We start from the raw sequence: 22,335 nt of genomic DNA, 5'->3' as shown, positions 1-22,335 counted from the left end.
AGCCGAGATCGGAGGGACCCCCTGATCGGCGGCGCGCCGCCAGGACCCGCGCGCCGTCTCCGACGCTGAAGGCCGACTCACGTGCGCAGGTGCCGGATGAAGCGCGCGGTCCCAGGCGGCCGCCGAGCGGTCGTAGAACCGGCTGGGTCAGAGATCGAACTCGAGGTGTTCGACGTCGGTGAAATCGACTTCGAGGCCGTGGGCGCGGCGGCCGCTGTCGCGGAAGTACACCTCGCCCAGCGCCTCGGCCGCGATGTTCCGCAGCTGTTGCTCGGTGCCTCCGGCGTCCTTGGCCTCGAAGAGGCGGGCGGCGTAGTGCGGGGGCAGGGCGACCGTGAGATGGCGCAGCCGGGCGTCGTCGGTGGTGCCGGGAGCGGCGGTGTAGCCGAACCGGGCGCGCGTGTCGATGACAATGCCCGCGGTGGTGGCCGCGGTGCGCTTGGCCCTGGCCCGGATCTGTGGCTGCCAGCGCTTTCTGACCTCGCGCTCTATGCGCTGCGCGAGGTCCGGCCGGGGCTTTCTGATCTGGTCCTTCACATACCGTTCGACGGTGCGCTGAGTGACGCCGAGCAGCCCGGCAACCGACCTGGTGCCCTTGAGCTGCCTGACCAGATAGCGCATCTGCGCGCCCGCGCTCTTGGGGATCGGGCGCGTGAACGCCTTGTGCAGCGCGGCGTCGAGACCGTCCCCGACCGTGTCCATCGGCCCTCGTCTCCTACTCTGCGTCATCCTTGGCGGTGACCTCGCCCGTCTTGATGTAGCGGGCAAGGTTGAGGACCTGGCCGTGCGTCTCGCGCACTTCCTCGGCCCACAGGGTGGTCTGGGTGCCCTCATGCTTGACCATCCCGGGCGACACCCCGAGCCGGAAGGATCCGGGGGCCGTCTTGCCGTCGGCGTCGTACGGCAGGACGTCCAGCGGGGACGGCCCGTCGGCGGCGTACACGACGCAGTCCGACAGGACCGCCACGGGATACCGGCCGGTGACCGCGGCCAAGTGGAGCATCTTACGGTGCAGGTTGATGCGTGCCCGGGAGATTACGGCGGCGCGGATGTCGGGCCGCCAGGTCGGCCTGGAGAGGGCCGGCCACGCCTGGCCGGGCTTCCAGCCGCCGCCGCGCGCCCGCTCCCTGAGCTTGCCGATGCCGCCCTTCACCGTGGACTTGATGGCATCCAGCACGATCGCCATCTCCGGGTCGCGCTGCTTGTAGCCGTCCATCGCCTGCAGGAACTGCTCCGGGGGCAGCTTCTCGACCACGCCCAGGTCGTTCATGGTCTCGACGTAGGCGTCGCGCAGCCGCTTGTACCAGCCGTCCAGGAACCTGCCCCTCTCCTGCCTCACCCAGGCCTCGACGGGGGCGACGTCGTAGCCGAGCTCTATCGCGTACGCCACCGTCGGAGTCGCGTACCAGGCCGGGCCCGCCGGGCGTTCGCCGTTCGGCGTGAACGGGCTGGGCAGCAACGCGCCGTCGAACTGCCGCCACTGTTTCGCGAGGAGGACGCGGGAGAGGTCGACGTGGGAGAGGTCGACCAGCCACGCCCCGGGCAGTGTCGGATCGAACTCGGGGTTGGTGACATGCACGGGCGGCGTCGCCAAGCCGACAAGCGCGCCGTTCGCGGCCGCACCGAAGGCGAGGTTGACGTCGATGCCGACCAGGTAGCGCTGCATGCACTCGGCGTCGGTCAGCTCCCGCGCCCAGTCGTACGCCTCCTCGAACAGCATCTCCGCGGGTCCCCGCTGGTGGAAGCGGGGCAGATCGGCGAGCAGCGGATGCCCGTCGGGCGCCTCGCACGGCGCGCACTCGATCGGGTGCTCGCCCAGCGAGCCGGGCCGGTGCTCCTTGTGCCGCTTTCCCGTCTCGTCCGGCTCGCTCGCCCGGGTCGGTGGGTTGAGGGCGGTCATCAGTTCCAGGCCGGTGACGGCCGTGGAGCCGCGCGGCGTCATCACCCGGGCGGCGTAGGCGCCCAGCACCCGGGCGAGTTCCGCCGGCGGCAACTGCGCGGCGTGCCCCCACGTTCGTGTGTCGAGCGCGTTCCACGACGGGATGCACAGTTGCACGCACTGCCGCTGACGGCCCTGTGCGGGCCGGTAGATCCGCGCCCACGGCCCGAACCCCCGCTTGGTCAGATGCCAGTCGGCGCGGTCCAGTTGCCGGCAGACCTTGTGTCCGTCCGGGAGCCGCCCGGCGAGCCGCTCGGACTGAGACAGCCGTGCCGGGAGCCCGTACCGCTCCAACGCGGCCGCGGTGAGCACCAGCAGTGGGTCGGCGTCCTTCCCGGAGCTATGCAGCCTCGCAGCCCCGAGCTGCGCCTCCTTCAGCGTCCACTCGACCAGCGCGGGCAGTGACTTGGCGGGCACGTCCAGGACCAGGCCGCCGACGCAGTACGCCACGACCTGCCGGTCGGTGTCGGCGTCGATGACCGCGAGCGGGCCGTTCGCGAACCGCGGATCAACGACCGCCGCGGCGGTCTTCCTCGGGGCGGCCTTCGTCGGGGCGGCCTTCGTCGGGGCGGCCTGCGTCGGGGCGGCCGGGCGCCGCGACGTCGACGACGGTTTGGCCGTGGCCACCGGACGCGACGCGGGGGCCGGGGCAGCGGCAGAGGAGGGGGTGGGGCGCTGCGAGGCGCCCTCAGCAGCAGTCGCCGCCGCCACCTGGATCGGGCCTGCGGTCAGGGGCCGGGCTTCTTCTGCCGGCTCGGCCGCCGACGGCGCCGACGCGGACGCGGACGCGGCAGGACCGGTGAACGTCTCGGGCACCGCAGCGTCCTCCGCCGGTGCCACGGAGCTGGCGGGGTAGAGCTCCGCGAGCTTGGCCAGCAGCCGTGCGTACGCCTCGCGCTCCGGTGGCCGCGGCTCCGTCTTGCCAGCCTCCCAACCGCTGACGGTGGCGCGCCGCACCTGCAGCGCACTGGCCACCTCGTCCAGCGTCAGTCCGTGCGCATGACGCAGCCGCCTCCGCTCGGTCGGCGGGGGCAGCGGGGACCGGGACGCGACCAGCGCATCGACCGCGTCGAACAACTCCGACATGAAGAACCTCCGTCCTTCAACCGTACCGCGATACGTACGTTTCACGTACTAAGCGCGTACCGAGTACGTGATCTTTGGCTCGCTCGGCTCCGCTGATGGGGGTGGCGGTGCCGGGGGTGCGAAACGCTTGGATGCCGGTGACCGGGCTCGATCAGCGCCTGCCCCGGCCCGGTCGCGCAGCCGAGGAACACGCCGGCCTGGCTGTTCTCGATGCGTCCTGCGGTGTCCGCGTTGCCCAGAGGAACTGCTGCACGCGCCCTGAGTAGTGCCAGATCAGAGGTACCGCCGGCCGTTGTGGACGCCCTCCTCGTGCTCGGCGGCAAAGCCTGGTGGCCGGCCAGCGCCGGGGCTGTCGCTGCCCTGTGGGGACGGCCCGCAGGCCGACGCCCTGAACGATTTCGAACCCAGCGGCGTCACAGCTGTAGCCGACTCAAAGGGGCCACCATGATTGCCGGACACTCCCGTGCCCGTTTCCTGTCTACTGCCGCGCTGATCGGGACGCTGCTGTGTCTAGTCCCCGCATGTGACGCCGGGAGTTCGGCGTCCTCCAAAATCGCCGAGGGCAGTGAGCCCGAGCGTGCCGGGGTCCAGGGCACAGCCGCCTGGGAGGAGCCTGACTCCTACGTCTACACGCTGACGTCGACCACACAGGTCCTGGCGGGAACCTTCCGGGTCGAGGTCGGGAACGGCACGGTGACAAACGTGGTCGGGCTCGACGAGGACAGTCGGCGGCAGGTACGGGAGCACGTCGAAGTACCCACGCTCGGCCAGCTGTTGAAGAGGCTGGAACAGGCCCGCAGGGACAACGCGGAAACAGCGGAGGCGACGTACGCGGCCGACGGGCACCCCGTGCGGATCTCACTGGACTGGGACGAGAACGCCATCGACGATGAGTCTCTCTACGTCATCAGCGCCTACCAACCGGCCTCTGCCGGGCGGGTTCATGACGGAAAGAAGGAGAACTGAGGCCGGACGCGGGCCTACGCCCGCCCCTACCGCTCAGAAGCCGAACGACGCGACGCCTTCCCGCAGTGGCTGCACACCTACAATCACCACCGCGGACACACCGCACTCGCAGGCAAACCACCCCCCGCCAGCCGCGTCCCCCTCACAGGGCAACACACAGGAGTGAGGTCGAACGAACGGCGTGACTCGGTCGCGGTCCATTCGCCGTCCGCGCCGGTCGTCCAGCCCTCTGAGAATGACAAGACGCATTCGGCCGAAGCCGGCCAGCGGCCGTGATCAGGGACCTGTCCGGGACAGGTTTGTGTCCGCTGCCTCCACTTCGGCGGTGGCCCTGGACCGCAGCGAGGCATGGCGGAAACCATCGTTGCCCGATGTGTAAGGGGCACAGCAGTATGACGTTCGTGGGGGAACTGGAGGAGTTGTCGCCGTACGCAGCGCGAGAGGCTGCCGGATTCGTCGAGACGATGAAGCGGCTCAAGGAGCAATCGGGGCTGACGTACCGGGAACTGGAGGAGCAGGCCGCCCGAAACGGCGACGTGCTGGCGCGCAGCACACTGGCCGACATGCTGAGGCGCACCAGCCTGCCGCGGCCCGACGTACTGGCCGCGTTCGTCCGCGCCTGCGGGGACGGGCAGCGGGTGGGCGACTGGGTGGACGCCCGGGACCGGATCGCCGCACAAACCGTGGCCGCGGCCGACACGGCGCCCGGGGCCAGGGGTGAGAGTGCGGCCGAGGTGGAAGCCGGCGCTCAAGCGGAGATCGAAGAACCCGCGGTGCCGTGGCAGCGCCGGCTCAAGGGCCGCATGGTCGCGCTCGCGGCGGCGCTCGTCATCCCGCTGCTCGCCGTGATCGCCTGGCGGCTACTCTCCGACGGCTCAGACAATCCTGGCGCACCGGGGGCTGCGGCCACCGCGTCCCGGGCTCCAGCCGACGGCTGGGTCACCATCCGCCCCGCCCGAACCCCCGATCTCTGTCTGACCGACGGACGCGACCGCGACGGCGCCTACGCCAACGCCGTCGCCGTCCAACTCCCCTGCATCCACGCCACCGTGCCGCGCACCTATCTCGAACCCGCCGGCGAGGGCCTGTACCGGATCCAGTGGCACCATCCCCAGGAGGGGAAGGGGTGCCTGACCATCATGAGCACCGGCCCGGTCAAAGGCATGCTCGAACCCCGCATCGACTGCACCCAGGGCACCCTCTTCCGCCTGGAACCCACCCCAGACGGCAACAACGGTTTCCGGCTCCGCCCGGCCACCAGCAGCCAGTGCGTCGGCATCAGTGACAACGACACCAAGTCGGGGGCCGAAGCAATCGAAGAACAATGCACCGGCGCAGCCGATCAGCGATTCATCATCCGGACGAGCTGAACACTCCCACCACGGTCGGGGGCCACGGGGTTCCGCAAATCTCCATGGCTGTTGTGGTACCGATCTTGAGGGCGGTGTTTTTCGCTACTCGGGCAAAGGGCTGGCGGTCCCGTGGGAGCGGTGGCCTATGTCGTCGCTGCTGTCGGGGTCGTGGACGCCATCGGCGCACAGGCCGCCGCGGGCTGGCCGGCCCCACGCCTGCGGGGACGGTCTCCATCTACGGCCTGCGTTGGGCGTGCTGGCGCTTGAGGCGCCAGCACGCCCCGGCGGCGCCAATCATCGGTCTCCAGCAGGGACGCGAACAGCGCGGCCTCGCGGCCCTCACGCAGGGGGAGCGGGAGGCGTACCGGTCTGGGGTGTCAGCCGACCTGCGGATGACCGTCACAGAGGGCATGGAGCTGATTGCGCCGCTGACCGGCGCGGGACTCCACACGGCCCGCGGCGGCCCCGGCCGTGGCCTGCCTGGACGCGGTCACCTTCGTGCTCGTGGCCGGACTGTGCGCGGCGCTGCGGGTGCGCGAGGAGCGGCCCGCGCGGTCCGGGACCGGGTGGTGGGAGGAGACCGCCGCTGGCGTACGGCACCTGTGGCGACACCCGGGCTGCGCCCGCTGGTGGGCGCGGGCGGTACGGCGGATGCTGCTGGCCTCGCTGGACAGCACGACGGTGTACGCGGTGGTCGACCGCCTCGGCCACTCCCCCGCCTACGCCAGATGGAGCTTCGTCGTCCACCCGTCCCGGGGCCGGCCCAACGCTGGCCGGCAGGCTCGTCGCAGTATCCGCCGGGTGGTGAAGACATCACGGGGCGCCGCCCTCGGTAAGGACTCAGGAGTGGGCCGCTGCGGATCATCACTGCGGGCCCGGTCTGGTTGCGGCCGATCGGCGGCGATTGCCGTGCCAGTCCAGTATCAGGACCGTGGCGTCGTCCTTGAGGTTGCCATGGCAGGCATCGAGCACCGCGGCGGTCAGGCTTCGGACGGCTTCTCTTGGATGCAGCAGGCGGGTGTCGTGAACGACCGAGGCCAGGTCGACGGCTGCGGCACCGCGCTCCTGCATTCCGTCGGTGATCAGGATCAGGCGGTCCCCGGGATTCAGTTGCAGTTCCTGTACGCGGTAGGAGGTGGGTGCCGCCACACCGAACGGCAGGTTGACGGCGAGCTTGACCTCTTCGACGGTTCCGTCGCGCAGCCGCAGTGGCCAGGGGTGGCCGGCGTTGACCAGTTCACAGAGGCCTGTTTCGAGGTCGACGCACAGCAACTGTCCGGTGGCCAGGCCGCGGCTGTGGCTCAGCAGGGCCTGGTGGGCGTGGTGGGCTTGCTTGAGGGCGTCACAGCCGCTGCGGCGTGCCCGCCGCAGTGCGCCGACCAGCAAGGTGGCCAGCAGAGCGGAGTTCGTGTCGTGGCCCATGGCGTCGGTGATGGACAGGTGCAGGGTGTCGCGGTCGAGGGTGTAGTCGTAGGTGTCGCCTCCGATGTCGTCGGCCGGGATCAGCCCGGCGGCGAGGGTGAACTGGGCCGCCTCGCAGCAGGGGGCCGAGGGAAGCAGTTGGTGCTGGATCTCCGCGGCCAGACTGGTCTCGGTGGTGCGCCGTCCCAGGTGGTACAGATCGGTGAAGCGGCGGTCCGTGACGATGATGTAGGCCAGAGCGTGTGCCGCGTCGCGGACCTGACGGAGCACGGTGTCGTCGGCGGACTGCAGGGTCACCTCCAGGACGCCGATGCAGTCGCCGCGGTTGGTGACCGGCGTGATGACGCGCCGTCCGCCCTGGCCGTCCGGTTCCACATGCTGGTGCTGGCTCTGCAGAACGCTGTCGTAGACGCTGCCGTGCAGGTCGATCGGCTCGGCATGATCCGCGGCATCACCGCCGGCCGCGGCGAGCCGTACCAGCCGCTGGCCGATGAGGTCGGCGAACAGGAAGGACACATGCTCCGCACCGAATCGCTTTTGCAGGTCGTGTGCTATCACGTCGACGGACTCACCGGGCGGAGCCGCCTCCGCAGCGGCCAGCAACTCGCCCAGTTCCAGATCTCCACCCTTCACGGCACCCTCCCATCGGCTGCCGCAACTTCTTCCCCGAGACTCCGCCACATCACCCAACGTGCTCATCTTCGCTGGTCAGGGCGGCATGCCAGATCGGTGCCAGTAGTCCCAGTCCGTCAGTCGGCGTCCGTGGGCGGCCGGGCGGCCAGTGTGTCGGGCTGCCCGCGCGCCGACCGTGCCACACAAGGGAAGCAGCATGCCGACGTATGGCGAGCGGTCCGGGAACGGGCCGATGCCGCTGCGGTGCGCGGTGGTTGCCGGACCGCCGCCGCTTTCGCTACGCCGCCGTGATCCCGGTCGCCTCGGCAGCCCACTGTTCGAACTGGGTCCGGTGCGGGTCGGCGTAGCGTCCGTCGGCCGCGAGCAGTTCCTTGTGCCACGTTCAGGATCGGACCTGCCTCGACGACCGTGACGGGGTCCGCGGTGCGACCGTGGACAGCCGGGGCGCGATCAGGATCGCCGTCCTGCCCTCCAGTACCTCGGGGGCACTTCCGGGGCAGCCCGGTGGTCCACGCCGTTTCGCGCCGTCGACCGGTTCCCGCCGGATCAGCTGTCGCGCTCAACCGGGCCCCAGGGGCCGGGTTGGTTGTCGACCTCCTTCACCGCCTCCTCGATGACCGCCGGGGCGATCCAGGCCAGTGGCACGATGTCGTCGACCAGCGGTTCGTTGTCGGGTCCGCGTCCGCTCTCTCGGCCGCGCAGCAGCCAGGGGCGCACGCCGTCGCCCCGGTGGCGGGGCAGGTGGCAGTAGTCGTAGAGGCGGCGAGCGACCCAGATCCGCATCGGCCGGTCCTCCCACCAAGGTTCGACATCCAGTGAGCTGACGGACAGACCGGGCAGGGGCACACCGGTGAGTTCGTCACGGCTGGACGTCTCGTGCAGGTCCTTTTCCGGTCCGAGGGACCAGCGGACGTAGAGGTGTTGTTGCCGACGCACCCAGTCGGTGACCTCGTCGAGGGTATGCAGGGTGGTCAGTGGCATGGTTTCACTTGTCATGGTTCTCCCGGTAGGGGCACCGCCGACTCGACCAGTCATGCGTTGGCACTTCCCCGCCCAGATGGGGGGCACGGTGTGGCCGACTCGTCATGGGGCGGGATCGCCGCGGCGTTTTACCAGCCCGGCCGCGCGTGCCCCGTCGCACGCTGTTCGCATACGTCGTACACCGGCCCCTGCCCCAAGCCCTGGCCGCGAGTCGGAAAAATTTCCGGGCAACCGCCAGGGCCTGTCAGCGGCAGGGCCTCAGTCGGTGGACAGAGCCTCAAGCAGCTCGCCCACCTTGGGGTCGGGCAGGGAACGGGCGACATCGGCCTGGGCGACCATGCCGACCAGGTCGTGCCCGTCGATGACCGGCAGGCGGCGCACCTTGTGCTCGGTCATCGTGCGCAGAATCTCCTCCACGTCGTCGTCGGCACCGATAGTGACGACCTCGCCCTGGGCCAGGTCGCCGGCCGGACAGGTGGCGGGATCCTTGCCCGCACCGAGGACCTTCACGACGATGTCCCGGTCGGTCAGCATGCCCTTGAGCCTGTTGTCGGTGCCGCAGATCGGCAGGGCCCCCACCCCGAGGTCCTTCATCTTCCGTGCCGCGTCCAGCACCGTCTCCTCGGCGCCGATGCACTCGGCCCCGCCGGTCATGATCTCCCGCGCCTTCATCATCAAACCCTTCCTGTCGGGCGGCCCATCCCCATCGGCGACGGCCGCGGTCTCGGCGGATGTGGCATGTGTTCCCAGACGTCACGAGAGGTAACAGCTCGTACTCGACGCCCAAGGCGTCTGATCTGCGCATGTCACTGCCTGCCCGGCGACGAGTGACCGCGCCAGGCGTTCCTGCCTTGCCCCAGCAGTCGACAGTCAGCAGTCGGTGCACACGGTGGTCCGGCGCAGGTGCAACAGGGTCCGCGCCGATCGGACGGGTTATGTGCGGCCCGAAGGGAGATGGCCTTGGCGCGGCCATCCCCCGCAGGGCACCACGACCAGCCACGGCCCCTTGGAACCACGTGAAACATAGCCAAACCGGACACGCATGTCTAAGATGATGCGCAGCCTCTGCCGGGTCTGCGGCGCTGTGTGCTGCAGCCTTCCGAGACACGTGCAACAAGGGCTAGCAGAGGTGTTTCGATGACCGGCCCAACCCGCGAACATCCACCGGCATACGACTGGCGCGATCAGGCCGCATGCGCCGGTGAAGATCCCGAGATCTTCTTCCCCCTGTCCGACTCTGCCGCTCCCGGCTCGGAAGCCTCCCTCGCCCGGGCCATATGCCGGCGATGCCCCGTACTCCTCCCGTGCCGCACCTGGGCGATTCGGCACGGTGAGGACGATGGCATCTGGGGCGCCACCACCGCCGCTCAACGACGGGCCATCCGGCGTGCAGCGACAGATGCGTACGGCCGACCCGTGACAGGAACAGAAGGTGACCGTCACTGCGACGAACTGGACGGGGAGTTACCGAGCGGGGCAGGCACTCGGAGAGACACCTTGAAAGTGGCCGGAGCCCGCAGAAAGGGGCCCCGGCAGGCGAGCTGGGCGACCATGCCATCTGCCGGTCCCGCGGCGGGGTGACCCGAAAATCCATCCGGTGGCTGACGGACGCTGCCGACCTCCGGCCTTCGTACTGACCGCTGGCCAGGCCGGTGACGCACCCGCTTTCGAGGATCTCCCCGCCTGCGGGTCCCCCGGTGGCGTGGTCGGCCTCGCACCACACCGGACGTGATCCCGGCCGCCAAGGTGTACTCCTCTCGCGCCATCCGCAAGCACCCGCGCAGGCGCGGTATCCGTGCGGTCATTCCCGTCCCGGCCGACCTGCAGGCCCACCGGCTGCGGCGCGGCAGCCGGACGGCAGGCCGCCCGCCTTCGACCGCAGGACTTGTAAGCGGCGCAATACCGTGGAGCGGTGCATCAAGCGCCTCGAGCGGTGGCGCGGAAGTCGTCGCCGATGTGTGTGGTGCCGGTGCCCGACTTCCCTGGCCGCCGGCGCCTGCGGCAGGCAGCCAGCGCGGACACCGCGGCTCGGTCGCGTCGCGATCGTCGTCGAGGCGGGCGCGGAGTTCGGGCGTTGATCACTGCACGAACGGGTACATGGGGCGCATGCCGGAGGTGCTTCAAGCAGGTGGTTGGGGATTGCTGGCAGGGTGCGCCCTGCTGCTGGGTGCAGCATGCGGCTACGCGCTGCGCGTGCCGCAGAAAGTCATCGCGCTGGTGATGGCCTTCGGTGCCGGGGTGCTGCTCTCGGCCGTCTCCTTTGAGCTGATCGGCGAAGCCTACGAAAAGGGTGGGCTGGGCCCGGCAGCCGTCGGAACACTGGCCGGGGCAGCGGCATACACGGTCGGCAACCTGTGGCTGGCCCGCCGTGGCGCCCGCCATCGCAAACGGTCGGGTCACCACAAGGAGCAGGTGCAGCCCTCTGAGGAGCAGCAGAGCGGCTCGGGCACGGCGCTGGCGCTGGGTGCGCTACTGGACGGCATCCCGGAGTCGGCGGTGATCGGCGTCAGCCTGCTCGACGGCGGTGCCGTCAGCTTGGTGACGGTGGCGGCGGTGTTCATCAGCAACGTTCCCGAGGGACTCTCCAGTTCCGCCGGGATGAAAGAAGCCGGGCGCAGCAAGAGCTACATCTTCGGTGTGTGGGGAGCGATCGCCGCGGCCAGCGCCCTCTCCGCGGTGCTCGGCTATTCCGTGGTCGGCGGCCTTTCGACAGCTGTGATCGCCGCTGTGACGGCCGTAGCCGCCGGCGCCATCCTGGCCATGATCGCCGACACAATGATCCCCGAAGCCTTCCAGGAGGCCCACCTGGCCATCGGGCTGGTCACCGTCAGCGGCTTCCTGGTCTCCTTCGCGCTGTCCCACGCCTGACCTCCCGTCCCCCAAGGACTCGAGCCAATGGCCGTGAAGAACGCCCCACGCCCGGCTTCAGCACCTCGGCGCGGCCCCGGTGGCAGCAGGCGGCCCGTCCGGCGATCGACCGCACCTCTACCCGACCGGACGGTAAGTCCGGTCGCCGACGCACGGACCCGGCCGCCTAAGATCCATGACCGTGACAAAGGTTCCCGATGAGTTGATCAAGCTGGAACGATCCACTGAGGAAGAGCGCGCGAAGCTCGCCGGGCTCACCGGTGACGAGTACGACGCGCAGTGGCGCCGCTGGCGCGAGGCGTCCGAGGCGGTGGAGGCGGGCATCACCGCGCACGCCGAAGCTACCGGCGCCAGCCGATACGAGGTGGAACAGGCGGTGAGGAAAGCCGTGCAGCATGCCCAGGAGGACCCGGCCGTCGAGTAGCCGGCGCAGGATCCACCACTGGTCGAGCCAGATGGCCGGCACGTCACCGGCGCCCCCGTCGGTGAGCGTGACGTGGACGCCCGGCATGCCGCCGTGCCCGCCGACCCGTCGCCGGAACTTGTTCCCGCGACGGCCGGCCGATGCGACACGGCTGGTGGGGGCATGAGGAGATGGGGCGCGGAAGCGTTCGATCCGGTGGGGGAACGTCGTCGCCTAGGCGTAGTAGTGGATCGTCCCGCGCAGGGCCGGCTCGGCCCCCTCGCAGTGCTGGACGAACGTGGCCGCCAGCGCCGTGACCTCGCCGTCGGTGTCGCGGGCCAGCTTGGTGATGGTCAGCGAGCCGTTACTGGCATTGCAGCCGCCGAAGCCGGAGACGTCGAGACCAGCCGTGCCGGGGCCGTTGCCGCGTTCGGCCGTGTAGGTACGGCCCGCCTCGAAGGTCTCGCCGCTGGGCGGGACCAGTAGAGCCGACCACTTCTCCCGCTTGCCGGAGGCCTCGTAGGACAGGCCTCCCGCTCCCCAGGAGCGGAGGGAGAAGAGGCTGGTGGCACCGGTGTGGGTGCCGGTGCGGCCCTGGCCGACGTAGTCGCCCGGCTCGCTGGCGTAGGAGAAGGACAGCGGGTACGCCCGGTACTTGATCACACCCTTGAGCACAGGCGCGCCGGCGGACTCACAGCGCTGTGTGTAGGTGGCGTCCAGGGTGGTGATCGCGCCGGAGCCGTCCGCCTCGATCTGGTTGACCGAGAACTGGCCGTAGACCTTGTTGCAGCCGCGTGACTGACCACCGACATCCAGGCCGGGGGCGCGGCCGGTGGCGAAGCCGGCCCGTTCGGCGTCCCGGTAGACGCCGGGGTGGAGCTTCTCCCCCGCCGGGGCTTCGAGTTGAACGGTCCACCAGTCGGTGTCGTTCTCGATCCGCACGGTCAGCGTCTCCAGCGCCCCTTCGACGGTGATCGTCGCCGTCTTCGAGGTGTACGCCACGCTGCCGCCCTGGCCGACCCAGTCCCCGCTCTGGCTGGTGTGGCTGTACTTCGTCACGGCGACGGGCGTCGTAGTGGCCGCCTCAGCGGGCGAGGCCAGCCCGGCCGTCAGGCCGATCGTCGCCGTCAGGCCCGTCAGCGCGCCGAGCAGGCCGCGCCGCCATCCTGTGCGGGTACGCACGGGTGCATTCCCCCTCCGTCGGTCGGGGCCCTCTCCGAGGATCCCGAACAAGTGTCGTAACGACTGACAGAGAACTCTCCCCAAACCCATACCTCAAACCACTGGAATCCCTTGCTCCTCACAGGAGTTGAGACATCAAGACGGCGCACAGAGGCCTTGCCAGTGCCTGTCCTCCGGGCACCGGCATGGCGGCCCGGCCGTTCCCGACCCGCGGCCCAGGCCGGCCACCGACCCCGGCGGGGGGTTCGCCACGACGGCGTAGATGGCTGTCGCGGCGTTCCAGGGGCTCGCTCTCCTACGGGCCCCCGCATGCCTCGCGGGCGTCACCGGGGGCGCTTCAGATGTCACCGAGCCACTTCAGGCAAGGCGGACAAGACTACTGTTTCCGGGTACGGGGACAGGGGTGCCGCCGTCGGTGGCCGACGACGAATGAGGATGGAAATGCGCGACATCTTCGATGTAAGCGGACGCCGCTCCGCTACCGGCGCACCTCTGTGCGGGCGGGTCGCGGTCGTGACCGGCGCCGCACGCGGAGTCGGTGAAGCCCTGGCCAGGCGCCTGTCCGACGCCGGTATGCTCGTCGCCCTCCTCGGGCGCGAGGAGGAAACCCTTCGCCGTGCGGCCGCCTCCTTGCCGAACCCGAGCATCTGCGTCGAGGCCGATGTCACCGACCACACCGCCCTCGAGGGCGCCGCCCGGCAGGTGGAGAACGCACTGGGCCCGGCGAGCGTGGTCGTGGCCAACGCCGGCATCGCCGCCGGCGGTCCGTTCATCCACACCGCGACCGACCTGTGGCAGCGGGTCGTCGACGTCAACCTCGTAGGATCCGCCAACACCGCCAGAGCATTCCTCCCGCAGCTGGCCCACACCCGGGGCTACTTCCTCCAGATCGCGTCTACGGCCGCCTTCGGCGCCGCCCCCATGATGAGCGCCTACTGCGCCTCCAAGGCCGGCGCGGAGTCCTTCGCCCAGGCGTTGCGTGGCGAGGTCGAACCCGACGGGATCACCGTTGGCATCGCCTACCTCCACTGGACCGGCACCGACATGATCGCCGGCATCGACGAGCACCCCGTCCTGCAAGCCCTGCGAAGGCACCAGCCACGTTTCGCGCGCCGAGTCCACAGCCCAGCCCAGGTCGCCGACTGGCTCGCCACCGGCATCACCGAGCGCACCCACCACATCTACGCACCGCCGTGGCTACGCTGGTGCCAGCCTCTGCGGCCGCTCTTCCCGGCGGTCGTCGCCCGGATCACGCGCCGCGAACTGCGGAAGCGTTCACGCGCCGAACTGGCAGCCGATGTCGAGGTCCTGGGCGCCGGCGGTCGCGCCGACTGGAACTCCTACCGGTCCGCACGCCCGTAGGAGCGCCTGCTTCGGTGGCGGCTCCCGGGGTGCCGGCCGCCACGTCGATCGCGTTCCGGGATGAGCGGCAGGCTGCCGTCCGGCTCACCAGGTATCCGAAGGTTCACCGGTCCGAGTAGCGCAGGCCGACAGCGTTCACGGATGTCACGGGACCAGTCGAGGCGCCCCAGTTCTCTCTGGAGGGCGACGTCGGCGTCAACGTCGTCCCTCCTCCATCCGGTGATGTCGCGCAGCCGCCCGTCCAACGGCCGGCCGTTCCAGGTAGCGCTGACCCGGCGCGGCCCCGGGTGTCACCGGCGCGGTCACGACCCCGGCAGCGCAGAGCTGCTCGTCGTCGGCGCCCAGACCAGTCGGTCTCCCCGCCGTCATCGACAGCGGCTGCGGCCCCAGGGCGCCACGGGTTCGACGCGGTGGGGCGTGGGCGCACGAGCCAGTCACCGGAGCACGTGCTCCGGCCCGTGGAAGCTCGGCCCCGGCAAGCGCCGTCGCCGTGTCGGCACGCTCTGGGCCCGAGGGCTGCGCCAGTGCCTGGAGGAGGGCCCGGGGACCCACCCTCGCAATCGTCAGTCGACAGCCGGACCTGCCTCCTCCGTGCCGGACAGTTCTGCCAGGAATCGGTGGCAGCGGGCTGCGCGCTCGGAGTCCTGCTCCATGATCGCTCGGAAGAAGTCAGCGATCTCCTTCTTGTTCGCGTTCTCGGCGTCCCGCACGTACTGGCCGTAGTCGTGTCCGGCCTTCAGTGAGTGGTACTGAACGGAAATGAGGTCGTACACGATATCGCTGAAGCCGGTTTCGCCTGTCGCCATGGTTTCTCCCACGATGTGCGGAAAGTAGGGCAAACGCCGAGTATCACTTCCTCGTCGGCCCAAACTCGGGGGCGACCACCGCGCTGCGTTGCATGAGTACGACGCGCACCGGGCGACGCCCCTCAGGGCCCACCCGGGACACCGCGCGCACTCCCCCTGGGCACCCCCGCCCGTAGCCCCCACAGCAGGACGCCATGCCGTCCGGCAACTCGTGAGAGCCAGCAGGGCGCCGAGTCCGGTCGTCCGGCAGAGCCGGACCGGCCCACACCCCGGCCGCCCAGCACTTCAGCGCCCGTCGAGCGTCAGGGCCTATTCGAGCCCGGCCCCGGTTTTGGCCGCGTGCTTCTCGGACTTCTTGTGCGCCTTCTTCCGGGCCTTTTCGACTGCCTTAGCCTCGCCGGGCTGTTCCTTGGACACCTGCGGTTCCTTGGACGCCTCCGGCTTCGTCTCGGCCTGCCCTCCCCTGTCGGGCGTACCGTTGAGAGAGATGCCGGTTGAACCGACTGGTTGTCGACTCGGGCCGTCATGAGCAGGACGGTCGCTCCGCCCGGGGGCGGCAGCAGCGCTGAGCAGCCCGGCGGAAACGTCGTGGGTGGAGGACGGCGGAGCCACAGGTGTCGCGGAGGAGTCGTTCCTTCCTGCGGCGGAGTCGTTCCTTCCTGCGGCGGGGCTTTCGGGGCCGGCTTTCTCAGCAGTCCGGCTGACAGTCCGAGTCGCTTTCCCGTCGCTTCCTTGATGGACGTCGGTGACGGCGAGAGTGGCGGCCACGACAGTGGCCAGCGCGACGGTTCCGCCGGCCACCAGAACGCGGCTACGTGCGGGCGCGGTCTTCGCAGCGGCCAGGTCCGGGGCGGGCAGCGGGTTCATGTGTGTCGGGTTGTCGTCCTGCGCCCGTTCCCGACTCCGAACGACGCCCGTGGCGTTGGCCACGGGGACGGTGGGCCTGGAGAGCGCCGCGCCGGCCAGGGCGGTCAGTGTCCGGGCGCAGTCGAGTGCCGACGGGCGGATGTTCTCGTCAAGGGCGGTCATGTTCCGCAGCAGGACGGCGAACTCTTCCGGCACGGAGCTTGGCAGTACGGGTTGGCGGTGGAGCCGCGCTATCGCCGCTTCGAGGGGGCCGCCGTCGTATTCGAGCCTGCCCGTGAGGCATTCGAGGAGCACGAGACCGAGGGCGTAGATGTCGGCGGGCCGGCCGACGGGCTGGCCGAGCACCTGCTCGGGGGACAGGTACGCGGCGGTGCCGATGAGTGTGCCGGTGGCGGTGCGGGTGGTGGCGTCGACCAGCCGGGAGATACCGAAGTCGGTCAGGTAGGGGTGGCCCGACGCGTCGAGGAGGATGTTGGACGGCTTGACGTCACGGTGGACGATCCCCGACTCGTGCGCGTGAGCCAGCGCCTGGGCGAGGGCGGCGCCGAGTGCGGCGGTGTCTTCGGGGAGCAGGGGGCCTTCGGCGATGCGGCCTTTCAGCGTGGGCCCTTCGATCAGTTGCATGACCAAATAGGCGCGGCCGTCGTGCCATCCGGCATCGTAGGCGGTGACCAGCCCGGGATGGTGCAGCCGCGCCAGGATCACCGCCTCGCTCCCGGAGCCGTTCTCCGTTTCGACGCCGATGCCGGGCCGGAAGACCTTCACTGCCACCGGTCGCCTCAAACGCAGGTCGAAGCCACGGTGGACATCCGCGGCGCCGCCCGAACCGATGAGAACGTCCAGACGGTAGCGGCCGGCCAGTATCTCGGCGGAACACCGGGCGGCCAGCGCCTGAGCCGACTCGCGGAGCCTCATTCCATCTCCCCATGCTTCGAAGGACGATTCCTGCGGGCGCCCGTTGCCGAAATGAAAGGGCGTGCCGCATGCAGGTACCCGCGAGATGCCGGACTACCCCCGGACCAGTCCTGACAGGGGGCGTGCTCCAGGCGAGGTGCCAAGCGAAGGTACGCGGAACGTCCCGCCGGCCATTCTCACAGCAGGTCGCCCCTTCGCGTGGCACGTGGCCTCCACCGGCCGCCCAACGCATCGGGACGGAGACCGGGCAGGCTGGTGACGGAAGTCCCCCGAGCCGGCGCGCGCACGGCCGGCTGGGGCGTCCGGATCCCGAGCCATACGGACGGGGGTCCGGCTTTCCCCCAAGGGGGTTCGCGGATGCAGTTCCCTCGTCCGCGTAGTCAGCCGCGCCATGCCGGCAACAACAGGTCACTCGGTAGGGAACGTCGGCGGTTCCGGTGGTTGTGGCCGGGACCACGCTCTGGCGAAGGGCGCCCGGACGAACCGCTCGGCGCGCTTACTCTGCCGCAAAAGTCAGCCGCCGACGTGGATGCCGGGGCGCCGGTCGGGGTCGGATTCGTTGCTGCGGATGATTTCGCGGGTGACCGGTGCGGTGTCGCCGCGGCCGAGCAGGAAGTAGCGGAACATGTGCCTCAGCGGGCTGCCCTCGGCCCAGGCGAAATAGCAGTGCGGGCGCACTCCGGTCACCTCCCGCAGGGCCAGCAGGATGGCGGCTATGGCGTTCGGCGCGGCTGGAGCCTCGGCGCGCAGGATGCGGTGGCTGTCGACTGTGACTCCGTGCACGGTGAGGGTGTCACTGAAGTCGGAGGGGTCGACCACGTCGATCTCCAGGAACAGTACGTCGGCCGGACCGGGCACGGGGTTGGTCCCGCGCTGTTCTCGCTCTTTGGCGCTGTATTCGGCGTCGTCCCCCGCTTCGCGCCGGTTGGCGATGATGTTGATCGCGTTGTCGTGGGCGAGGGTGTCGGTGATGAACTGCCGGGCGGATTCGTCGAAGACGATGCGGTCCGCACGCAGTTCGGTGGTGCGCGCGACGCGGGAAATCAGCGACACCAGGATGATCCCGGCGATGAAGAACCCGGAGATGGCGATGCCGTCGGGCTTGTCGAAGATGTTGTACGCGAGGGCGTAGAGAAGGACCAGGGTCAGGACGCCGAACCCGACTGCCACTGGCCGGCGGCCATGGCGCGTGACGGAGACGGTGACGGCGAAGGCCCCCGAGACCATCATGGCCAGGATTCCGGTGGCGTAGGCGCCGGCCTGGGCATCGACGTCGGCACCGAACGCGAGGGTGATGACAACGCACAGGGCGGTGTAGACCAGGACGACGGGCCGTACCGCACGCCCCCACTCGGGGGCCATGCCGTAGTCGGGCAGGTAGCGGGGCACGATGTTGACCAGCCCTGCCATCGCGGACGCGCCGGCGAACCAGAGAATCAGGATGGTGCTGATGTCGTACACCGTTCCGAAAGCTTCCCCGACGCGTTCGTGGGCAAGCCAGGCCAGAGCCCGGCCGTTGGCGCCACCACCGGGTTCGAACTCCTCGTGCGGAATCAGCACGGTGGTCACGAAGCTCGAGGACAGCAGGTAGACGCTCATGATGAGCGCTGCAGTGGTCAGCAGCCTGCGGGTATTGCGGATCCGCGAGCGCAGCCGCTGCTCGTCATCGGCGCCGCCGGCGGCGATGAGAGGCATCATGCTCACTCCCGTCTCGAAGCCCGACAGGCCCAGGACCAGCAACGGGAACGCCAAGAGCGCGGGAGTCACCAGCTCACCGAAGCCGCCTCCGCCCTTGACGAGCTTGTCCGTCCAGTCCGTGAACGCCCCAGGTGCGGTGAACACATCCACCAAGCCAACGGCGATGACCACCGCGTTGAGTACCAGGAAGAGCATCACCAGCGGGATGGCCACGCTGACCGCCTCACTGAACCCGAGCAGGAAGACACCTCCCAGGACCAGCAGCAACACCACAGTGAGGGCCACTTCGTGGCCATGCAGCGCGGCCGGGAAGAAGGGGTCCTCCACCACGTGCACGGACGCGTCCGCGGTGGACAAAGTGATCGTGATGAGCCACGACGTGGCCACAAAGCCGAGCAGGACCAGAACGAAGAGTTTGCCCCACCAGAACGGAAGCAGATCCTCCAGCATCGCCACAGACCCGGCGCCGCGCGGACTCGCCTTGGCCACCCGCCGGTACATCGGCAGCATCCCCAGCAGAGTCAGCGCCACGATCAACAGCGTCGCCAGGGGCGAGACCGCCCCGGCCGCGAGCGCGGCGATCGCCGGCACATACGCCAGACTGGAGAAGTAGTCGACGCCGGTCAGGCACATCACCTTCCACCAGGCGTGCTGCTCGCTGTGCCTCTCACCGGCCGCCCGCCCGACCGGCTGCACTCGGTGGCGAAGCAACCACCGCGCCAACGTGCTCTTCGGTTGCGGCGACAGGGCAGGACTGTCCACCACTTCCGGCACCGCTGATTGTCCGTTCGTGTCCTTCATAACCCCCATCAACCTTCTTGCCCGCCTCGTGCCCGGGTCACCTACGCGACGGCAGCGACGGTCACCGAGCACGCGGCCCTCCACCGCTGCCCCGCGCAGGCGTTTCTGGGCGCCTCCCTCTTGTTCCCCGATCCCTGCACTCCATCTCCCTCGACAGGGGGTGTGGCATCTGCGGGCCAGGGCGCCGGCGGTCGCCTGTACGCGCTGGACGCCTGTGCGGAACCGGCCAGCCATGACGAACCGACAGCTCCGGCGACGCACCCCCCTGCAGCTGACGCCCCGCAGTGCCGGCCGGCACCATGGCCGCGGGTTGCGCGCGGGACACTTTCGGAGTGCCCGCCTCCCAGGCGCCCGCCGGTCCCCTGTCCAGTGAATTGAGCCTGCTCCCGCGTTGCGGCTGCATCAGGCCCACGTGTTGCACGGCCTGGTCGTGGTCAGGGCCACGTTTCCATGGGTCACACTCGACGGACGGTCCCGCCCGGCCTCGCTCGGTGGGCAGGATCAACAACCCGGAGGCCGCCGGGTGGTCCAGGCCGGGGCTGTGCGGGGTGAACATCGACCAGGACGGGTTGTGGCGAACGCGTGGTGCGGTCCCTGCGGCGCGGTCTCGTCCGCCTGTGTGTGCGTGCCGCACCTCACCAGCCTGGCCAGATGTCGACATTTGCCACATCCGCCCGGACACCGGTGATGACAGCTGCGACCCGTACGTCACGCACTGCCATGGGCGTTGGTGGCAGTCGCATGGCGCGGCCCGCCGAGTGGTGCAAGCATGGAGGTGGTGCTAGGCGCCGCTCCGCGCACGCGCGAGGAGGGATCGTCATGGCCAAGCGTCTGGTCGTCTGCTGCGACGGCACGTGGAATTTCGCCGACCAACCGAGCAAGACCAACGTCGCCAAGGTCGCCCTGTCCGTCCGCCCCGGGTCCGCGGCCGGGAAGGAACAGCGCGTCTACTACCACAGCGGCGTCGGCACCCAGCGGCTCGATCGCCTGCGCGGCGGCGCGTTCGGCGTGGGTTTGTCCCGGAACGTCGTCGACGCCTACCGCTTCCTCGTCGAGACGTACGAGCCCGACGACGAGTTGTTCCTCTTCGGCTTCAGCCGGGGCGCGTTCACCGCGCGCAGCCTGGCGGGGCTGCTGCGCAACTGCGGCATCCTGCGCCGGGACCACGCCGACCGGATCCCGGACGCCTGGGCTCTGTACCGCGACCGGATCGAGCAACCGAACGGCTCGGCCGCCACGTTGTTCCGCCGCTCGTACGCGCGTGAGACGGAGATCCACTTCATCGGGGTGTGGGACACCGTGGGCGCCCTGGGCATCCCTGCCCCGGACGCCCCTTGGTTCCAGCCGGCGGCGAACCGGTTCAACCGCCGCTGGGCGTTCCACAACACCGAACTGAGCCGCTGGGTCAGGGGGGCCTTCCACGCACTGGCCATCGACGAGCAGCGCTCGGCGTTCCGGCCGGCTCTGTGGCACCAGCAGCCCGGCGCCGCCGAGCGGGGCCAGGAGCTGAAGCAGGTGTGGTTCGCCGGCGTGCACTGCGATGTCGGTGGCGGCTACAAGGAGACGGGGCTGTCCGACATCACCCTGCTGTGGATGGTCGGCCAGGCCAGCAGATTCGGGCTGCAGTTCGATGTCGATGCGCTCAGTGAGGCCGGGCCGAGCGAGATGAAGCCGGACGAGAGCATCGATTTCCGTGTGCGGCCGGACGGCGCGGGCGAACTGCACTCCTCACGGGCGGGAATGTACCGACTGGCCAAGCCGCTGCACCGGCCGCTCGGAAAGGCGGTGAACGACGACGGCGAGCCCAACGGCAACGAGTTCCTGGCGGTGCCCGCCAAGGAGCGCTACGACCGCCACGCGGGCTACCGGCCGCCGGAGCTGGAGCGGTATCTGGGCGGTCAGGAGCGGGTCCGGCTGGAGCCCGTCCTGCTGCCGGGCATCGCCGCGGGCCTGCCGCCCATGCCGCCCGCGGCAACCGGCCCGGGGGCGTCGCCCGGTACGCCGGACGGACTCGACCGCGCCACGTGACACCGCGGCCTCGGCCGCCCAAGCCGGGGTTCCTCCTCAACGTGCGGGCGCCCGACGACTTGGACGCCCGGGCCCTGGTGATCGTCGAAGGCGACGAGGAGGGGACCGGCCGACCCTGGTCTGGAGCGCGGCGTATCCGCCATCCGTCCGCCAACGGCCCCACCCCTGTGCCAGGCCCACTGGCAAGCCTCCGACACGGTCCGGAAACGCTCATGGCTACCGGTCCCGAACATGCGAACCAGAAGCGCCGTGTCGCCCTGGTGTGCTCCCGGGCGAGTGCGCGCCGGGCCGGCCCCGGCCATGGTGCCGAGGGGCTGCCCGTGCCCGCGGCCGCCATGGAGCGGTCGCGGGTCAGCTGGTTGCCCTGACGGGTGCACTGCTGCGTCCGCGGTCTCGACCGCCGAGCTCGGCGTCGAGTGTCTCCTGGGCCACGCGCATGGCGTCGGCTTACACCGGGTCCTGCAGCCGCTTCCACATCTCGCCTTCAGAGACGTCCTCAACGCGGCTGACCACCCACCAGATGTTGCCGAAGGGATCCTTGATACGCCCTCCGCGCTGCCCGAAGGCGTCATCGGCCGGAGAAGTGACGACCCGGCCGCCGGCCGCGACAGCTTGCGAGAACGTCTGGTCCACGTCGGCGACGAACACGCGCAACAGGCTCGGCATGGCGGGCCAGTCCGCGTGTCGGTCGAAGGCCAACACAACGGTGTCGCCGACCCGGATCTCACCATGCCCGATCAAACCGTCCTCGGTCGGCACCCTCCCGAGCTCCTCGCCCCCGAACGCCTGGGCGACGAAGTCGAGCCAAGCCCCCGTGTCCTCGGTGACGACCCAGGGGGCAACGGTGGTGTAGCCCTCCGGCGCGGAACTGGTCTGCTCGGGCATCGCGGTCCTTTCGCTGATGTGGGTCGCCAGTGGCGACGATAGGCGCCAACTACTGATCTTTTCGTTAGTTCAGTGGGTATGACGGGCTAGCTGGTGGGAGCCTGATGTTGTGTCTTTCAAGCCTTCGCCCGTTGTCTCCAG

At 69.9% G+C, this 22,335-nt stretch carries 17 protein-coding genes and 3 pseudogenes; 10 read left to right on the top strand and 10 right to left on the bottom strand.

Annotation, left to right across the window (positions count from 1 at the left end):
• Positions 1-147: 147 nt before the first annotated feature.
• Together ABZ079_RS35035 and ABZ079_RS35030 are read right to left on the bottom strand one after the other, a co-directional pair.
• Complete coding sequence (locus ABZ079_RS35035) at positions 148-702, bottom strand: XRE family transcriptional regulator (protein ID WP_356943497.1); 555 nt, start codon at positions 700-702, stop codon at positions 148-150.
• A 13-nt stretch (positions 703-715) separates the two neighbouring features.
• On the bottom strand, positions 716-3,025 hold the full coding sequence (locus ABZ079_RS35030; RefSeq protein ID WP_356943496.1) for a helix-turn-helix transcriptional regulator: 2,310 nt from the start codon (positions 3,023-3,025) through the stop codon (positions 716-718).
• Between the two features lie 444 nt (positions 3,026-3,469).
• On the opposite strand from ABZ079_RS35030, the gene ABZ079_RS35025 reads away from it, so the two are divergent.
• The 3 genes and pseudogenes from ABZ079_RS35025 (at position 3,470) to ABZ079_RS35015 (ending at position 5,361) form a co-directional block, all read left to right on the top strand.
• Positions 3,470-3,991, top strand: a complete 522-nt coding sequence (locus tag ABZ079_RS35025; protein WP_356943495.1) for a DUF6174 domain-containing protein — start codon at positions 3,470-3,472, stop codon at positions 3,989-3,991.
• Positions 3,992-4,003: 12 nt separating this feature from the next.
• Positions 4,004-4,147 (top strand): annotated as a pseudogene (locus ABZ079_RS35020) (IS481 family transposase); the annotation flags it as partial.
• A gap of 236 nt (positions 4,148-4,383) precedes the next feature.
• Positions 4,384-5,361, top strand: coding sequence for an XRE family transcriptional regulator (locus ABZ079_RS35015; RefSeq protein ID WP_356943494.1), 978 nt, complete (start codon positions 4,384-4,386; stop codon positions 5,359-5,361).
• Positions 5,362-6,207: 846 nt separating this feature from the next.
• Here ABZ079_RS35015 and ABZ079_RS35010 read toward each other — a convergent pair.
• From ABZ079_RS35010 to ABZ079_RS35000, 3 genes are all read right to left on the bottom strand, one after another.
• On the bottom strand, positions 6,208-7,398 hold the full coding sequence (locus ABZ079_RS35010; protein ID WP_356943493.1) for a PP2C family protein-serine/threonine phosphatase: 1,191 nt from the start codon (positions 7,396-7,398) through the stop codon (positions 6,208-6,210).
• 546 nt (positions 7,399-7,944) lie between these two features.
• A complete protein-coding gene (locus ABZ079_RS35005) occupies positions 7,945-8,394 on the bottom strand; it encodes a DUF6098 family protein (RefSeq protein ID WP_356943492.1) in 450 nt (149 codons plus the stop codon).
• 243 nt (positions 8,395-8,637) lie between these two features.
• Positions 8,638-9,054: a CBS domain-containing protein gene (locus ABZ079_RS35000; protein WP_356943491.1), complete on the bottom strand. Its 417-nt coding sequence runs from the start codon at positions 9,052-9,054 to the stop codon at positions 8,638-8,640.
• Positions 9,055-9,516: 462 nt separating this feature from the next.
• Here ABZ079_RS35000 and ABZ079_RS34995 point away from each other — a divergent pair, with 462 nt between their 5' ends.
• The 4 genes and pseudogenes from ABZ079_RS34995 to ABZ079_RS34980 all read left to right on the top strand — a co-directional run bounded on the left by ABZ079_RS34995 (position 9,517) and on the right by ABZ079_RS34980 (position 11,671).
• On the top strand, positions 9,517-9,960 hold the full coding sequence (locus ABZ079_RS34995; RefSeq protein WP_356943490.1) for a WhiB family transcriptional regulator: 444 nt from the start codon (positions 9,517-9,519) through the stop codon (positions 9,958-9,960).
• Positions 9,927-10,322: pseudogene (locus ABZ079_RS34990) on the top strand (IS5/IS1182 family transposase); the annotation flags it as partial. The gene ABZ079_RS34995 and the pseudogene ABZ079_RS34990, both read left to right, overlap by 34 nt.
• 163 nt (positions 10,323-10,485) lie before the next feature.
• Complete coding sequence (locus tag ABZ079_RS34985; RefSeq protein ID WP_356943489.1) at positions 10,486-11,247, top strand: ZIP family zinc transporter; 762 nt, start codon at positions 10,486-10,488, stop codon at positions 11,245-11,247.
• 181 nt (positions 11,248-11,428) lie between these two features.
• Positions 11,429-11,671, top strand: a complete 243-nt coding sequence (locus ABZ079_RS34980) for a hypothetical protein (RefSeq protein ID WP_356943488.1) — start codon at positions 11,429-11,431, stop codon at positions 11,669-11,671.
• 213 nt (positions 11,672-11,884) lie between these two features.
• Here ABZ079_RS34980 and ABZ079_RS34975 read toward each other — a convergent pair whose 3' ends face one another.
• Complete coding sequence (locus ABZ079_RS34975; protein WP_356943487.1) at positions 11,885-12,832, bottom strand: hypothetical protein; 948 nt, start codon at positions 12,830-12,832, stop codon at positions 11,885-11,887.
• A 441-nt stretch (positions 12,833-13,273) separates the two neighbouring features.
• On the opposite strand from ABZ079_RS34975, the gene ABZ079_RS34970 reads away from it, so the two are divergent.
• Positions 13,274-14,194, top strand: a complete 921-nt coding sequence (locus ABZ079_RS34970; protein ID WP_356943486.1) for an SDR family oxidoreductase — start codon at positions 13,274-13,276, stop codon at positions 14,192-14,194.
• A gap of 563 nt (positions 14,195-14,757) precedes the next feature.
• Here the strand turns inward: ABZ079_RS34970 and ABZ079_RS34965 are convergent.
• The 3 genes from ABZ079_RS34965 to ABZ079_RS34955 form a co-directional block, all read right to left on the bottom strand.
• Entirely contained in the window at positions 14,758-15,000 is a 243-nt protein-coding gene (locus ABZ079_RS34965; RefSeq protein ID WP_356943485.1) for an acyl carrier protein, read from the bottom strand.
• 309 nt (positions 15,001-15,309) lie between these two features.
• The gene (locus ABZ079_RS34960) at positions 15,310-16,782 is read right to left on the bottom strand and encodes a protein kinase (protein ID WP_356943484.1); all 1,473 of its coding nucleotides are present in this window, start codon (positions 16,780-16,782) and stop codon (positions 15,310-15,312) included.
• Between the two features lie 513 nt (positions 16,783-17,295).
• Positions 17,296-19,365 carry an amino acid transporter gene (locus tag ABZ079_RS34955; RefSeq protein WP_356943483.1) on the bottom strand — a complete coding sequence of 690 codons (2,070 nt, stop codon included), beginning with the start codon at positions 19,363-19,365 and terminating at the stop codon, positions 17,296-17,298.
• A 735-nt stretch (positions 19,366-20,100) separates the two neighbouring features.
• Between ABZ079_RS34955 and ABZ079_RS34950 the strand changes: the two genes are divergently transcribed.
• Positions 20,101-21,309 carry a DUF2235 domain-containing protein gene (locus ABZ079_RS34950; RefSeq protein ID WP_356943482.1) on the top strand — a complete coding sequence of 403 codons (1,209 nt, stop codon included), beginning with the start codon at positions 20,101-20,103 and terminating at the stop codon, positions 21,307-21,309.
• A gap of 212 nt (positions 21,310-21,521) precedes the next feature.
• On the top strand, positions 21,522-21,677 hold the full coding sequence (locus tag ABZ079_RS34945) for a hypothetical protein (protein ID WP_356943516.1): 156 nt from the start codon (positions 21,522-21,524) through the stop codon (positions 21,675-21,677).
• Here the strand turns inward: ABZ079_RS34945 and ABZ079_RS34940 are convergent.
• Positions 21,661-22,194, bottom strand: a pseudogene (locus tag ABZ079_RS34940) (VOC family protein). The gene ABZ079_RS34945 and the pseudogene ABZ079_RS34940 sit on opposite strands and share 17 nt — an antisense overlap.
• Between the last annotated feature and the right edge of the window lie 141 nt (positions 22,195-22,335).

Source organism: Streptomyces sp. NPDC006314 (assembly GCF_040613075.1).
GTDB lineage: Bacteria > Actinomycetota > Actinomycetes > Streptomycetales > Streptomycetaceae > Streptomyces.
The sequence above is the reverse complement of the archived record's forward strand: the minus strand, read 5'-3'. Positions and strand labels throughout refer to the sequence as shown.